We start from the raw sequence: 14,452 nt of genomic DNA on the forward strand, positions 1-14,452 counted from the left end.
GGAGAGCCGTTCGCAATGAAAGTCGTGCATGTGGTCCGCCAGTTCCATCCGTCTATCGGGGGGATGGAGGAAGTCGTGCTGAACGTGGCACGTCAGCATCAGGCCAACAGTGCCGACACGGTTGAGATCGTGACGTTGGATCGTGTGTTCACCGATCCCTCTGCGCAACTGGCGCAGCACGAGGTCCATCAGGGGTTGCCGATCACTCGCATTGGCTATCGTGGTTCATCGCGGTACCCGATCGCGCCGTCGGTGCTGGGGGCGATCCGTTCGGCGGACGTGGTGCATCTGCATGGCATTGATTTTTTCTACGACTACCTGGCGTTGACCAAGCCGCTGCACGGCAAGCCGATGGTGGTCTCGACGCATGGCGGGTTTTTCCATACCGCCTATGCGTCGCGCATGAAGCAGATCTGGTTTCAGACGCTGACGCGTACTTCTGCGCTGGCCTATGCGCGTGTGATCGCCACTAGCGAGAATGACGGCGACCTGTTCGCCAAGGTGGTTGCGCCGTCGCGCTTGCGGGTAATCGAGAACGGTGTCGACGTCGAGAAGTATGCAGGGCAGGGCGCTCGATCGCCCGGGCGGACCATGCTGTATTTCGGGCGTTGGTCGGTCAACAAGGGCCTGATCGAAACGCTTGAATTGCTGCAGGCTGCGCTCACGCGTGATCCGCAGTGGCGCTTGATCATCGCCGGGCGCGAGTACGATTTGAATGAGGCGGATCTGCGCAAGGCCATCGCCGAGCGCGGTTTGCAGGACAAGGTGCAGCTGAGCATGTCGCCATCGCAGCAGCAGTTGTGCGCGTTGATGCAACAGGCGCAGTTCTTCGTGTGCCTGTCGCGGCATGAGGGATTTGGGATTGCGGCGGTGGAAGCGATGAGCGCGGGGTTGATCCCGATTCTCAGCGACATTCCTCCGTTCGTGCGGCTTGCCACCGAGTCCGGCCAGGGTGTGATCGTCAATCGTGACAGGATTCAGGCCGCGGCCGACAGCGTGCAAGCATTGGCGCTGCAGGCCGATGCGGACTTCGATGCGCGGCGCACGGCGACCATGGCGTATGTGGCGCGCTACGACTGGCGTCACGTGGTGGGGCGTTATATCGACGAGTACCACGCGGCGCTGGGAACACCACGTACGCAGGAGGCCGTGCGATGAGCGCGTCTGCTTCTCTGCCAGTGACGCGCGCTGCTGCGGCGCCCCGGATCACGGTGCTGTTTTCCACCGAAAAGCCGAACGCCAACACCAACCCGTATCTCACCCAGCTTTACGATGCGCTGCCTGACGCGGTGCAGCCGCGCTTCTTTTCGATGCGCGATGCGTTATTGTCGCGCTACGACGTGCTGCATCTGCACTGGCCGGAATATCTGCTGCGCCATCCCAGCAAGATGGGCACGCTGGCCAAGCAGGCCTGCGCAGCCTTGCTGCTGATGAAGTTACAGCTGACCGGTACGCCGGTGGTGCGCACCTTGCACAACCTGGCGCCGCATGAAGACCGCGGCTGGCGCGAGCGCGCGCTGCTGCGCTGGATCGATCAGCTCACGCGGCGCTGGATCCGCATCAATGCCACCACGCCGGTACGGCCGCCGTTCACCGACACCATCCTGCACGGCCATTACCGCGACTGGTTCGCGACGATGGAGCAGGGCACCAAGGTGCCTGGTCGGCTGCTGCATTTCGGATTGATCCGGCCGTACAAGGGCGTTGAGGTGTTGCTCGACGTCATGCGCGATGTGCAAGATCCGCGCCTGAGCCTGCGCATCGTCGGCAACCCGGCGACGCCGCAGATGCGCACGCTGGTCGAAACCGCCTGTGCGCAGGATGCACGTATCAGTGCACTGCTGGCCTATGTCGAAGAGCCGGTGCTCGCGCGCGAAGTCAGTGCCTGCGAACTGGTGGTACTGCCATACAAGCAGATGCACAACTCCGGCACCTTGCTTCTGGCGTTGTCGCTGGCGCGGCCCGTGCTGGCGCCGTGGAGCGAATCGAACGCCGCGATCGCCGAAGAAGTGGGGCCGGGCTGGGTGTTCCTGTACGAAGGTGAATTCGATGCGGCGTTGTTGAGCGGCATGCTTGATCAGGTGCGCGCCGCGCCGCGTGGCCCGGCGCCGGATCTTTCGCAACGTGATTGGCCACGGATCGGGCAATTGCACTATCGCACCTACCTGGAAGCGCTCGGCAAGGATGGAGACGCCGCGCTGTGACCGCAGAGACATCGACCATGACCTCCCCAACACCGCCGCCGCGCAGCCTCGGGTCGCGTGCCGCCGGCGGCGCCGCCGTGACCATGATCGGGCAGTCGGCCAAGATGATCGTGCAGTTCGGCGGCATCGTGCTGCTGGCACGTTTGTTGACGCCGTACGACTATGGCTTGATGGCCATGGTGACGGCGATTGTGGGTGTGGCGGAAATCTTGCGGGATTTCGGCCTGTCATCGGCGGCGATCCAGGCCAAGCATGTCAGCCGCGAGCAGCGCGATAACCTGTTCTGGATCAACAGTGGCATCGGGTTGGTGCTGTCGGTGGTGGTCTATGCAGCCGCCCAATGGATTGCCGATTTCTACCACGAGCCGGTGCTGGTCACCATTTCGCAAGCGCTCGCGGTGACTTTCCTGCTCAATGGCATGACCACGCAGTACCGGGCACATCTGAGCCGTGGACTGCAGTTCGGCCAGGTGGCGCTGAGCGATGTGGGCGCGCAGGTGCTAGGGCTGGTGGCCGGTGTCGCGGCGGCACTGCTGGGTTGGGGTTATTGGGCGCTGGTCTTGCAGCAAGTGGTGCAGGCGCTGGTAAATCTGGTGATCGCTGTCGCCTGTGCACGCTGGTTGCCGCGCGGCTATCGCAAGGATGCGCCGATGCGCACCTTTTTGAGCTTCGGGTGGAACCTGATGGCGGCGCAGTTGCTGGGCTACGCCAGCCGCAATATCGGCCAGGTGATCATTGGGGCACGGACCGGTGCCGACGCGCTGGGCCTGTACAACCGCGCGTTTCAGCTGCTGATGATGCCGTTGAATCAGATCAATGCGCCTGCGACCAGTGTGGCGTTGCCGGTGTTGTCGCAATTGCAGGACGAGCGCGAGCGTTTCGACGCGTTTTTGTTGCGCGGACAGACGGTGATGGTGCATCTGATCGTGGCGCTGTTCGCATTCGCCTGCGCACTTGCGTTGCCGTTGATCGTGCTGGTCCTGGGTGAACAATGGCGCGAAGCGGTTCCGTTGTTTCAGGTGCTCACCATCGGGGGCATCTTCCAGGCGGTTGCCTATGCGGCGTACTGGGTTTTTCTGGCCAAGGGACTGATGCGCCAGCAGTTGGTGTACTCGCTGGTTGGTCGCGTGCTGCTGATTGCCTGCATCCTGGTCGGTTCGGTCTGGGGCGTGATGGGAGTGGCGGTCGGCTACTCACTCGGCCTGCTGCTGCTATGGCCGTTGTCACTGGTGTGGATTGGCAAGATTTCCAATGCACCAGCGCTGCGCTTGTTCAACAACGGCTTGCGCGCGATCGTGGGCTATGGTCTGGCCGGTGTTGCGGCGTACTACGCAGCGCAGTGGATTGGCGGGCCGTTGTGGAAGCAGCTGCTGGCTGGCAGCGGTGCGATGCTGGTGGGCTGCGTGTTGGTGTTCCTGGTGTGGCCTGCCTTCCGTCGTGATGTGTTGTCGATCCTGGACATCCGCAAGTTGCTCGGCGAGGCCAAGCGCAAGCGATGATTTCCTCTGACCACCCCAGATTGTTATTGCAGTTCGGCAGTGTCCCTTCATTCCCACTACAAGGATTCGGCCCATGAGCGCTTCGTCTTCCGCCCCTGACACCGCCATTCGCCGGCCCTGCTATCTGGTGCTGTCCGCGCACGACTACCGGACCCCGCGCCGCGCCAATATCCATTTCATCACCGATCAGCTGGCCACCCGCGGCACCACGCGCTTCTTTTCGCTGCGTTACAGCAAGTTGTCGCGGATGAAGGGCGACATGCGCTTGCCGCTGGACGACACGGCCAACACCGTGGTTCACCACAAAGGCGTGGACTGCTATCTGTGGCGCACGCTGGTGCATCCGTTCAATACCCGCAAGTCCTGGCTGCGCCCGGTGGAGGACATGATGTTCCGCTGGTATGCGGCGCATCCGCCCGCCACATTAGTGCAATGGATCCGCGAGTCTGACGTCATCGTGTTCGAAAGCGGGATCGCGGTGGCTTTCATCGAGCTCGCCAAGCGCCTCAATCCGCAGGCCAAGCTGGTCTACCGCGCTTCCGATGGGCTGAGCACCATCAACGTAGCTTCCTTCATCGAACGTGAGTTCGACCGCGTGGCGCCGCAGCTGGATGTGATCGCCCTGGTCTCGCCGGCAATGGCAACCGAGATCGCCAGCCGCGACAACGTCTATCACGTGGGGCATGGCGTGGATCACAACCTGGACCAGCTGGGTGACCCGTCACCGTACGGCGAGGGGATTCATGCAGTCGCCGTGGGATCGATGCTGTTCGATCCCGAGTTTTTCGTGGTTGCCAGCAAGGCGTTTCCGCAGGTGACCTTCCATGTCATCGGTTCGGGAATGGGGCGCCATCCCGGCTATGGTGACAACGTGGTGGTCTACGGCGAGATGAAGCACGCAGAGACCATTGGCTACATCAAGCACGCCCGCTTCGGGATCGCGCCGTATGCGTCCGAGCAGGTGCCTGTGTACCTGGCTGATAGCTCGATGAAGTTATTGCAGTACGACTTCTTCGGGCTGCCCGCGGTGTGCCCGAACGCGGTGGTCGGGCCATATCAGTCCCGCTTTGGCTACACGCCGGGCAATGCCGAGTCGGTGATCGCGGCGATCAGCCTTGCGTTGGAGGCGCCGCGCGTGCGGTACCGTCAATGCTTGAACTGGTCCGACACCACCGATCGCGTGCTCGACCCCACGCCCTATCCCGAAACGCGTCTGTATCCCGCTGCCAATGCCAGCGCAGCAGCTCCCGCTGCCGCCGCCGCGTTGGCGCATTGATCGCCGCTCGATTTTTTGACTTCTTTGCAAAGGACCACCATGCCGAACCCGCTGCTGCACAAATGGATCGAACACACCGAGCGCAAGGCCCTGTACTGGTGGCAGCCCAAGAACGGCAGCGTGAACATGGGCGATCACCTGTCCAAGGTGATCGTGTCCAGCGTGCTCGGCCTGCGTGACAAGACCCTGATCGAGAAGCGTGATCTGTCCAAGAAGCTCATCGCGATCGGTTCGGTGCTGCATTTCGCCAACACCGGCGATACCGTGTGGGGTAGTGGCATCAACGGCAAGATCCCGGCCGAACGCAATACCTTCGGTGCGTTGGATGTGCGCGCGGTGCGTGGCCCCAAGACACGCGGGTTTCTGATGGCGCGCGGCATTGCCGTGCCGGAAGTGTATGGCGACCCTGGGCTGCTGATGCCCAAGTTTTTCCCCGCCGACGCCCTCGGCCCGGTCACCAAGCGTCCGTTCGCGATCGTGCCGCACTTCAACGAGCCGGTTGAGAAGTACAGCGCCTACGCCGAGCATCTGGTGTTCCCCAACGTCAAGCCGGCCACCTTCATGAGTGCGCTGCTGGGTGCGGAATTTGTCATCAGCAGTTCGCTGCATGGCCTGATCCTTGCCGAAGCCTATGGCATACCGGCGGTGTATCTGGACTGGGGCAACGGCGAAGATCGTTTCAAGTACGACGACTACTACCACGGCACCGGGCGCATGCAATGGCATGCCGGCCACAGCGTGGAAGAATGCATGGAACTGGGCGGTAACGGCAGTTTCGATCTTGAACGCTTGCAGGCAGGATTGCTGGCTGCGTTCCCTTACGATTTGTGGTGAAACGACAATGCATGGCCAGCCAGCAGGTGTGGAGACGGCAACGGTGAGTCCAGCGACACCTGCGCAAGGGGTGGTGATTCCGCTGGGCGGCTTCCCGGTGTTGTCGACCACGCAGGAAGCCTTCGCGCTGGATCTGTTCCATGCGCTGGCCGCGCACCAACCGCGCCGAGTGTTCTTCGCCAATACCAATTTCATCGTGCAGTGCCAGGCACTGCGCGCGCGCATGCAGGCGCCGGCAGTGCGCATCGTCAACGATGGGATCGGCATGGATCTGGCGGCGCGCCTGATCCATGGCCGCCGATTCGCCGGCAATCTCAACGGCACCGACCTGATTCCGTACCTCTGCCGCGAGGCCGCGCAGCCGCTCAAGTTCTTTCTGCTTGGCGGCCGCCCGGGTGTGGGCAAGACCGCCGCAGCGACCTTGACCGGAACGCTGGGCCAGCAGGTCGTTGGCATGTGCGATGGGTATGGCGAATTTGCGGCGGCGGGCGAGGGCCTTGCCGAGCGCATCAATCGCTCCGGCGCCGACGTGCTGTTGGTGGCCTTCGGCAACCCGCTGCAGGAGCGGTGGATCCTGGACCACAGCGAGGCCTTGCAGGTGCCGCTGGTGTTCGGCGTGGGCGCTTTGCTGGATTTTCTCTCCGGCACTGCCAAGCGCGCGCCCAACTGGGTGCGCCGTTTGCATATGGAATGGATGTACCGGCTGCTCAACGAGCCGCGCCGGTTGCTCAAGCGCTACAGCTGGGATCTGCTGGTGTTCTTCCGCACCTGCCTGCGTGCGGGCAAACAGCTGGCGTGATGCACGGCGGCGGCGTGTGGCTTAGCATGCGGGCATGCATCCAACCGCCGCCGCGCTGATTCGAACATTGGACCTTGCCCCGCATCCGGAGGGCGGCCACTACCGACGCGTCTACGCGTCGACACGCCAGGTGCTGGATGACAGCGGTGCGCCGCCGCGTCCGGCGCTGACCGCCATCCGCTTCCTGTTGTGCGCAGGCGAAGCCAGTTGCTGGCATCGGGTGGATGCCGAGGAGTGCTGGCACTGGCAGCAAGGTGCGCCGCTGGAGTTGCTGATCTTCGACGAAGCAAGCGGGCAGTTGCGGCGCGAAGTGCTGGACGCCGCAGAGCGTGGCGATGCCATGCACGTGGTGCCGTCCGGCTGCTGGCAGGCGGCGCGCTCGCTGGGGGACTTCACCCTGGTGGGCTGCACGGTTTCGCCAGGGTTTGTCTGGGAAGGATTCGCGCTGCTCGAAGACGGCTCGCCGCTGGCGGCGCAGCTGGCCGCGTTGGTTGCCGAAGGCGCCGCGCCAGAGCCGCCAACGCTTCCCTAACGCGTGCGGGCCCGCGTTCGCGTAGTGTCCGCGTTCCAACCGGGAGGCGGTACGTGATGCAGCGCAGGGGGGCGGTGTGGGGGGCAGGAATCGTGGTGGTGTCGTTGTTGGCACCGATGCTGGCGTGTGCCGTCGAGGCGGCTGTGCAGGCGCCGGCAGCGCCGCCAACGGTGGTCGATCTGGAAGCCATGGTGGTGCGCGGGCAGCAACCCGGCCCCGGCCTGTGGAAGGTCAGCAAGGGCGACCACGTGCTGTGGATCCTGGGCACATTGTCACCGTTGCCGAAGGACCTGGAATGGCAAGCGACCGAGGTCGAAACCATCATCGGCCAATCGCAGCAGGTGCTGATGGCGCCGATGGTGCAGGTGGATGCCGACGTTGGCATGTTCGGCAAATTGGCCCTGGTGCCTGCCGCGATGAAGGCGATGAAGAACGAAGACGGGCGTGAGCTGCGCGATGTGCTGCCGCCTGAGTTGTATGCGCGCTGGACTGTCGCCAAGGCGCGTTACATGGGGCGCGACCGTGGCGTGGAGCGCAAGCGGCCGATGCTGGCTGCCGGCGAGCTGTATCAGTCTGCGCTCAAACGCTCTGGCCTGGCCCGCTCGCCGGTGATCTGGTCGGTGGTGGAGCGCGCTGCCAAACGTGCCGGCATCAAGCCGACCTCGACCACGCTGGAATACAAGATCGACAACCCGCGCCAGGCGATCAAGGATTTCCGCGCGGGCGGCATGGACGACACTGCCTGCTTCCGCAGCATCCTGGTGACTGTCGAACGCGACCTGCCCACGATGGTGGAACGTGCCAATGCCTGGTCGGTAGGCGACATCGAAACGCTGCGCCAGTTGCCGCGTGCCGACCCGCAAGCCGCGTGCATGGGGGCGATGGCCAGCACCGGCGTGGCCAAGAAGCGCGGCATCAACGATCTGGAAGGCCGGCTGCGCCAGCATTGGCTGGAGATCGCCACGCAGGCACTGCAGCGCAACCGCAGCACCTTTGCGGTGTTGCCGATCAGCCGGCTGACCGCCTCCGATGGCTATGCCGCGCGCTTGCGTGCGCTGGGCTATGAGGTCGAGGCGCCCTGAGTGCGGGGCGGGGGCGCGTGATTCGCGCGGTCTGATATGCGCTTGGACCGGTGTATCGAATGCATGCTGCATGCGATGCCGAAAGAAGAGGGCGGCCCGCGGGGTCAGTGCGGACCCGGATTCGAATGTCAGCGCGAAAACCGCAGCGCGCCCAACATGTACCCTGGCTCGCCACGCATGCGCGCGCGAGGCCAGGTGCGCGATGCCAGTCTCGACTCGCACGAACTGCCGCCATCCCCATCCCATCGCTACGGATGGCGCTGTGCTCGCCGTGCAAGCCAGCGGCAACTGCGCCACCCCTGCGCAGGCAGCTGGGTCTGCCTGGCCGGCCACGGTATGCTGCGCGCCTTCACCAATGAGGCGGATCTGTTGAACGCATTGCCGCTGCGCATCCTGGGCACCGGGTGCCACGTTCCCGCCACGGAAGTGACGTCGCAAGAACTGGACGCACGCTGGCAGTTGCCGCCGGGAACCACGTTCGCGCGGCTGGGCGTCGCCACGCGCCACTATGCGGGCGAGGGCGAAACGGCCTCGTCCATGGGCGCAGCCGCCGCGCGAGCGGCATTGGCTAGCGCTGGTATCGACAGCGGCGAGATCGACTGCCTGATCTCCGCCTGCAGCGTGATGGAGCAGCCGATCCCGTGCCAGGCCGTGCTGATCCAGCGTGCCCTGGGGCTGGGTGACTCTGGCATCCCGGCATTCGATGTCAACGCCACCTGCCTGAGTTTTCTGGTCGCATTGGACATGGCCGCAAACGCGCTGGCCCTGGGCCGCTATCGCCGCGTGCTCATCGTCTCCAGCGAAGTGGCGTCGGGCGGGCTGGATGCGGCGGTGCCATCGACCGCCGGCTTGTTCGGCGATGGCGCTGCCGCCGTGGTGGTGGGGCGCAGCGCGCCGGACGGAGACTCGGCGCTGCTGTCCAGCCGCCTGGCCAGCTACGGCAGCGGTGCCGAGCTGTGCCGCATCCGCGGTGGCGGCAGCCGCTATCCGCGTGGCGAAGACACCACGCCCGAAGCCACGCGGGTCTTCACCATGGATGGGCGCGGTGCGTATCGCTTTGCGGCGCGCCACCTGCCCGTGTTCTGGGAGCAGCTGCTGCGCGACGCCGGCGCCGAGACCACCGCACTGCGCTGCCTGATCCCGCACCAGGCCTCCGGTGGCGGCCTGGATCATGTGGTGCAGGCGCTCGGCCTGCGCCCGGAGCAGGTGGTGCGCATCCTGCACGCACATGGCAACCAGGTGGCGGCATCGCTGCCGCACGCGCTGCATCAGGCCATGGTCACGCAGCAGCTGCAGCGCGGCGAACTATTCGCGATGCTCGGCACCGGTGCCGGTCTGTCGATCGGCGGCATGGTGTTGAGGTACTGATGGCGACGCGGGTCTCGGTCGAGTTGTTGCGCATCGGGCATTGCCGCCACTGCGAACGTATGGTGCGCGCGGACGGGCATTGGCATGCGGTGGAATTCCCCGCGTTGAGTGTGCTGATCCGGCATCCGCAACGCGGGGCGCTGCTGTATGACACCGGCTATGCAGCGCATTTCTTCCGTGCCACCGATCCGTTGCCGGAGCGGCTGTATCGCTGGACCACGCCGGTGACCTTGCCAGCGCAGGAGCGTCTGCAGGCGCAGCTGGCGCGCCGTGATCTGGCGCTCGACGACATTGGCTGGTGCCTGATCTCACATTTCCACGCCGACCATGTCGCCGGTCTGCGCGATCTGCCTACTGCGCGCTTCGTCTGCCTGCACGCCGACTATGCACAGCTGCGCGCGGCCTCGCGCCTGGGCGGCCTGCAGCGTGCACTGCTGCCGCAACTGCTGCCAGACGACTTCGCGCAGCGCGTGCAGTTTGCCGAGCAGGCGCCGCAGCGCGCACTCGGTGGTGCGTGGAAGGGCCTGGGCGTGGGCTACGACCTGTTCGCCGATGGCAGCGTGATGGCGGTGGCGTTGCCCGGGCATGTGCCCGGGCAGATGGGGCTGTGGTTGCGCGACCAGCACGATCGCGAGGTGTTGCTGTGCGCCGACGCGGTGTGGTCGTCGGCCACCTTTGCAAGCTTGGCGTGGCCGGCCTGGCCCACGCGCCTGCTGATGCACGACTGGTCCGCGTTCCAACGCACCGTGCGCGTGCTGCATAACTTGGTGCAGGCGCATCCGGAGCTGGCGATCCTGCCATCGCATTGCCAGCCCAGTCTGGACCGTTATCAACCGGAGTGGCGATGAGCCTGCGTATTCTTGTCACCGGCGCATCGGGCTTTGTGGGCGGCGCCTTTCTGCGGCGCTTTCAGGGCCAGCCAGGGTTGGACATCCACGGCATTGGCCGCCGCGCCTGCGCGTTGCCCAACTACCATCGCATCGACCTGAGCCAGCCGTTTACGCTCGACTGGCAGCCGGATGTGGTGATTCATGCGGCGGCACTGGCGTCTCCCTGGGGCACCCGCGCGCAATTCGAGCTGCACAATGTGCAAGCCACCGCGAATGTCATCGACTTCTGTGCCCGCAACGGCAATCCGCGTCTGCTGTACGTGTCATCGAGCTCGGTGTTCTACCGCGAAGAGCATCAGTACGGGCTCAGCGAGGACAGTCCGATCGGGCCGCGCTTCGTCAACACCTACGCGCAGACCAAATACCTCGGCGAGACGCTGCTGGACGGGTACGCGGGCCAGAAGAGCATCTTGCGTCCGCGCGCGGTATTCGGCCCCGGCGACACCGTGCTGTTTCCGCGTGTGATTGCTGCCGCACGCAAAGGAGCGTTGCCGCGGTTTGTCGGCCAGAGCCAGCCGGTGATCGGCGATCTGATCTACATCGATGCGCTCTGCGACTACCTGTACCGCGCCGCCGTCGCGCCGCAGCTGCAACCGTCCTACAACCTCACCAATGCGCAGCCGGTCGATCTGCAGCAGCTGCTGCTGGATGTTCTGGCGCGCCTGCAGTTGCCGTTGCCACAGCGGCAGGTGCGCATCGGCACCGCGTTGCGGATGGCCAGTGTGGTGGAGGGCGCCTACCGGTTGCTGCGCTTGCGTGGCGAGCCGCCGATCACGCGCTTCGGCGTGGGTGTGTTTGCGTACTCCAAGACCTTCGACCCGCGCCGCACGCTGGCCGACCTGGGCACGCCCAGCGTTGGTCTGGACGAAGGCATCGACGCCTTCGTGCGTTGGCAGGCAGCGCAGTGGGTGTAACCACGCTGCTGCTGGCCTTGGCCTATGTCGCCGTGCTGATGCTGCGTGCGCTGGGTGCGTTGTGGATTGTGCAGCGCCGCGCCGCAGTGCAGGTGCCAGCGGGAACGCAGACGGAGGTGGCGATCCTGCAACCCATCCTCGGCGGCGATGCGCATCTGCAGCAGGTGTTGGCTGCTAACCTGCAGGCGCTGCCGCACGCCCAGTTCGTGTGGTTGCTGGATGCCGACGACACGGCGGGCAACGCTGCTGCAGCAACCCTGGTCGCACAGCATCCTGGCGTGCGGATCGCACGCATCACAGTGCCGCCCGCACCGCCCGGCATCAATCCCAAGGCGTGGAAGCTGCACCACGCACTGCCGCAAGTACAGGCATCCATCACCTTGATCCTGGACGACGATGCGCAGTTAAGCAGCGCTGCGCTGGCGCTCTTGCTGCACGACCTGGCGCACGCCGATCTGGTGACCGCGCTGCCGTACTACCAGGACGGGAGCACGTTGGCAGGGCGGCTGCTGGCGCAGTTCGTCAACAACAATGCCGCGCTCACGTATCTGGGGTGGCTGCCATGGGCGGCGCCTCTCACGATCAATGGCATGTGCTATGCCGGTCGCACGCAGCAACTGCAGGCCTGGGGCGGATTTGCGCCATTGTTGGACCAGCTGACCGACGATCTGGCCTTCGCCGCCCATGTGCGTGCGCAAGGGGGGCGGCTCTGGCAGTCCACCGCGCCGGTGGCGATGCGCACTGCGTTGCCCGATCTGGCGAGCTACGTGCGGCAGATGCATCGCTGGATGTTGTTCGCGCTGTTGTTGCTGCGCCGCCAGCGCCCGGCCGTGAAGCTGGCGATCGGCGCGCTGCACGGGTTGCCACCGTGGTTGTTGATCGCCACGCTGCTCTCGGCCTGCCTGCAACACGGAGCGCTGTCGTTTGCAGCGGTCGCCGGCCTGCTCACTGTGCGGGGCGCGATGCTGTGCCTGCTGCAATGGCGCACCACCGGCGCGAGCCGGCACCGGCCACTGCTGTCGCTGGCGGCCGAGTGCCTGCAGCCATTGCACCTGCTGCATGCGGCGCTAGTGCGCACGATCCGTTGGCGTACCCGTCGCTACCGCGTGCTGCCGGATGGGCGGTTTCGTGCGCGGTGAGCCGCTGCTGCAGATCGCCTTCCTCACCGGGCAAAGCGATGCAGGGCGTTGCGCGCTGAGCGAGGAGCAGCACCTGTTTCTGCAGCAATTGCGCGGGCACGACAGGCGCCTGTTGGACTGCAACTATCCCTATCGCGCGGATGGCGCTGCGCATCGGCGCGTGCCGCTTTGGCGGGCGAGTGCGGCCAACGTACGGCAGTATCTGGCCGCGCGCAGTGGCCCGGTGGCGCCGCCTGAGCGCGCAGCAGTCATCACGCAACTGGAGCCAGTGCCGCTCACGCTGCTGCTGGTCGGCAGCTGCGGCCTGCAGCTATTGGCGGCGTTGCACCTGCCGGCGCCACTGCGCGCGCGCGTTGCGGTGTTCGCCTACGGGCCGGTTGCGAATGCGTTGGCACCGTTCGAGCGGCAATGCATCGTGCAGGGGCGCCGCGACTGGATCTCGCGCGCGCTGTATCGCGGGCCGGTGGACATGCAGCCAGCGTGCGGGCACATGGACTATCTGCGCGACAGCACGGTGCTCGCGGCCTGCCAGGCGTTCGCGAGCGAAGTGGAGCAGGCCGCGCGGCGAGGGCAGACATGCGCATCGATCTGATCGCACCGCCGTACAGCGGGCACCTGCATCCGATTCTGGCAATCGCGCGCCAACTGGCGGCACAGCACGACGTGCGCGTGATCAGTACGCCTGCGGCAATGGCGCGCATCGCAGCGTGCGGCCTGCACGGCATCAGCGTGCTGGATGCGCAGGCCGACCAGCTGCTGGCGCAGATCGCCAATCCGCCGCATGCGGTCGGCCACAATCCGTTGCGGCTGCGCCGCCAATTGCACGCAGCATTGGGCCTGATGGTGCGGCTGGGTGAGGCCCTGCAACAGCACTACCGCGGACGCAGGCCGGAGCTGGTGATTGCCGACTTCACCGTGCCCAGCGCCGGGTTGGCGGCGCAGGCCATGGGCATTGCCTGGTGGACCAGCCTGCCGTCTCCTTGCGTGCTGGAAACCGCCGATGGTCCGCCAGCGTATTTCGGCGGCCTGTTGCCCGCGACTGGCAGGCCGCAACGGATCTGGCACGCCATCGCGCGCCGTTTGACGCGTGGCTTCAAGCGCACCCTGCATCGCTGTTATCGGCAGCAGATGCGTGCGGCCGGGTTGCCGGCGTTGTACCGCGCGGATGGCAGCGAGGCGGTGTATTCGCCGCACTGCGTGCTCGCGCTGGGCCTGCCGTCGTTTGAATTTGCGCGGCGTTGGCCTGCCGCAGTGCGCTTCGTCGGGCCGCAGTTGTGCACGCCGCCCAATGACGTGCCGCCGCCCAGGTTCATCGGCGGGCGCCGCCACGTCCTGGTGACGTTGGGCACGCATCTACAATGGGTCAAGCAACGCGTCGACGCGGACCTGCGAGCCTTGGCGCCGCAGTTCCCGGACGTGGTGTTCCATTTCAGTGCGGGCGATACCGCGCTGCCGCCGCAGCCAGCGCAGGGCAATTATCACTGCCTGCCGTATGTCGATTACGCACAGCATCTGCACCGCTACGCGTTGGTGGTGCACCACGGTGGCGCCGGCATTCTGTACGCGTGCCTGGCGGCGGGCCTGCCATCGATCGTCTACCCGCTGGACTACGACCAGTTCGACCACGCGGCACGGTTGCAGGTAGCCGGTGCCGCCTGGTGGTTGCGCGATCTGGGCGGCTTGCCTGCGTTATTGCAGCAAGCGTTGAACGGCGACGCCGTGTTGCCAGGCGTGAACCGGCTGCAGGCGCAATTGCGGGAGATCAATGCGCAGGCACCGCTGCTGCAGTTGGTGGAAGCCTTTGCGTGCAACGGGAAAGTGCCCACGCTTTAGCATGGTGGTGAATACCAAAGCAGTGCTGCACGATTCGAGATCGAGGACGCGGCGCTTACAGAGCACTCGCGTCAGTTGCCAA

Annotated in this window: 14 protein-coding genes; all 14 read left to right on the forward strand. The window is 65.4% G+C overall.

The genetic code is table 11. The features are described 5' to 3' along the window. Nucleotides 1–15: 15 nt before the first annotated feature. The 14 genes from QRM89_RS07125 to QRM89_RS07190 all read left to right on the forward strand — a co-directional run bounded on the left by QRM89_RS07125 (nucleotide 16) and on the right by QRM89_RS07190 (nucleotide 14,370). Nucleotides 16–1,158, forward strand: a complete 1,143-nt coding sequence (locus tag QRM89_RS07125; protein WP_115540544.1) for a glycosyltransferase family 4 protein — start codon at nucleotides 16–18, stop codon at nucleotides 1,156–1,158. Beyond that, nucleotides 1,155–2,204, forward strand: coding sequence for a glycosyltransferase (locus QRM89_RS07130; RefSeq protein WP_285447652.1), 1,050 nt, complete (start codon nucleotides 1,155–1,157; stop codon nucleotides 2,202–2,204). The genes QRM89_RS07125 and QRM89_RS07130 overlap by 4 nt, the downstream gene beginning before the upstream one ends. Nucleotides 2,205–2,221: 17 nt before the next feature. Then, nucleotides 2,222–3,703 (forward strand): lipopolysaccharide biosynthesis protein, encoded by a 1,482-nt coding sequence (locus tag QRM89_RS07135; protein ID WP_042598478.1) that lies wholly within the window; start codon nucleotides 2,222–2,224, stop codon nucleotides 3,701–3,703. A gap of 73 nt (nucleotides 3,704–3,776) precedes the next feature. Beyond that, a complete protein-coding gene (locus QRM89_RS07140; RefSeq protein ID WP_103701181.1) occupies nucleotides 3,777–4,979 on the forward strand; it encodes a glycosyltransferase in 1,203 nt (400 codons plus the stop codon). A gap of 39 nt (nucleotides 4,980–5,018) precedes the next feature. Continuing rightward, nucleotides 5,019–5,813 (forward strand): polysaccharide pyruvyl transferase family protein, encoded by a 795-nt coding sequence (locus QRM89_RS07145; protein ID WP_103701180.1) that lies wholly within the window; start codon nucleotides 5,019–5,021, stop codon nucleotides 5,811–5,813. 7 nt (nucleotides 5,814–5,820) lie between these two features. Next, nucleotides 5,821–6,612 (forward strand): WecB/TagA/CpsF family glycosyltransferase, encoded by a 792-nt coding sequence (locus QRM89_RS07150; protein ID WP_011037584.1) that lies wholly within the window; start codon nucleotides 5,821–5,823, stop codon nucleotides 6,610–6,612. Nucleotides 6,613–6,646: 34 nt separating this feature from the next. Continuing rightward, entirely contained in the window at nucleotides 6,647–7,144 is a 498-nt protein-coding gene (locus QRM89_RS07155) for a cupin domain-containing protein (RefSeq protein WP_285447653.1), read from the forward strand. Between the two features lie 56 nt (nucleotides 7,145–7,200). Next, nucleotides 7,201–8,226: a TraB/GumN family protein gene (locus QRM89_RS07160; RefSeq protein ID WP_285447692.1), complete on the forward strand. Its 1,026-nt coding sequence runs from the start codon at nucleotides 7,201–7,203 to the stop codon at nucleotides 8,224–8,226. Between the two features lie 336 nt (nucleotides 8,227–8,562). Beyond that, on the forward strand, nucleotides 8,563–9,594 hold the full coding sequence (locus tag QRM89_RS07165) for a 3-oxoacyl-[acyl-carrier-protein] synthase III C-terminal domain-containing protein (protein ID WP_285447654.1): 1,032 nt from the start codon (nucleotides 8,563–8,565) through the stop codon (nucleotides 9,592–9,594). Continuing rightward, nucleotides 9,594–10,442, forward strand: coding sequence for an MBL fold metallo-hydrolase (locus tag QRM89_RS07170; RefSeq protein ID WP_285447655.1), 849 nt, complete (start codon nucleotides 9,594–9,596; stop codon nucleotides 10,440–10,442). Before QRM89_RS07165 ends, QRM89_RS07170 begins: the two co-directional genes overlap by 1 nt. Beyond that, nucleotides 10,439–11,398, forward strand: a complete 960-nt coding sequence (locus QRM89_RS07175) for an NAD(P)-dependent oxidoreductase (protein WP_100665854.1) — start codon at nucleotides 10,439–10,441, stop codon at nucleotides 11,396–11,398. Before QRM89_RS07170 ends, QRM89_RS07175 begins: the two co-directional genes overlap by 4 nt. Beyond that, complete coding sequence (locus tag QRM89_RS07180; RefSeq protein WP_285447656.1) at nucleotides 11,389–12,537, forward strand: glycosyltransferase; 1,149 nt, start codon at nucleotides 11,389–11,391, stop codon at nucleotides 12,535–12,537. Before QRM89_RS07175 ends, QRM89_RS07180 begins: the two co-directional genes overlap by 10 nt. Next, nucleotides 12,515–13,129 carry a hypothetical protein gene (locus tag QRM89_RS07185; protein WP_285447657.1) on the forward strand — a complete coding sequence of 205 codons (615 nt, stop codon included), beginning with the start codon at nucleotides 12,515–12,517 and terminating at the stop codon, nucleotides 13,127–13,129. The genes QRM89_RS07180 and QRM89_RS07185 overlap by 23 nt, the downstream gene beginning before the upstream one ends. After that, nucleotides 13,114–14,370: a glycosyltransferase gene (locus QRM89_RS07190; protein ID WP_285447658.1), complete on the forward strand. Its 1,257-nt coding sequence runs from the start codon at nucleotides 13,114–13,116 to the stop codon at nucleotides 14,368–14,370. Before QRM89_RS07185 ends, QRM89_RS07190 begins: the two co-directional genes overlap by 16 nt. Nucleotides 14,371–14,452 lie beyond the last annotated feature (82 nt).

Source organism: Xanthomonas sp. LMC-A-07 (genome assembly GCF_030208825.1).
GTDB classification, from domain to species: Bacteria; Pseudomonadota; Gammaproteobacteria; order Xanthomonadales; family Xanthomonadaceae; genus Xanthomonas; species Xanthomonas campestris.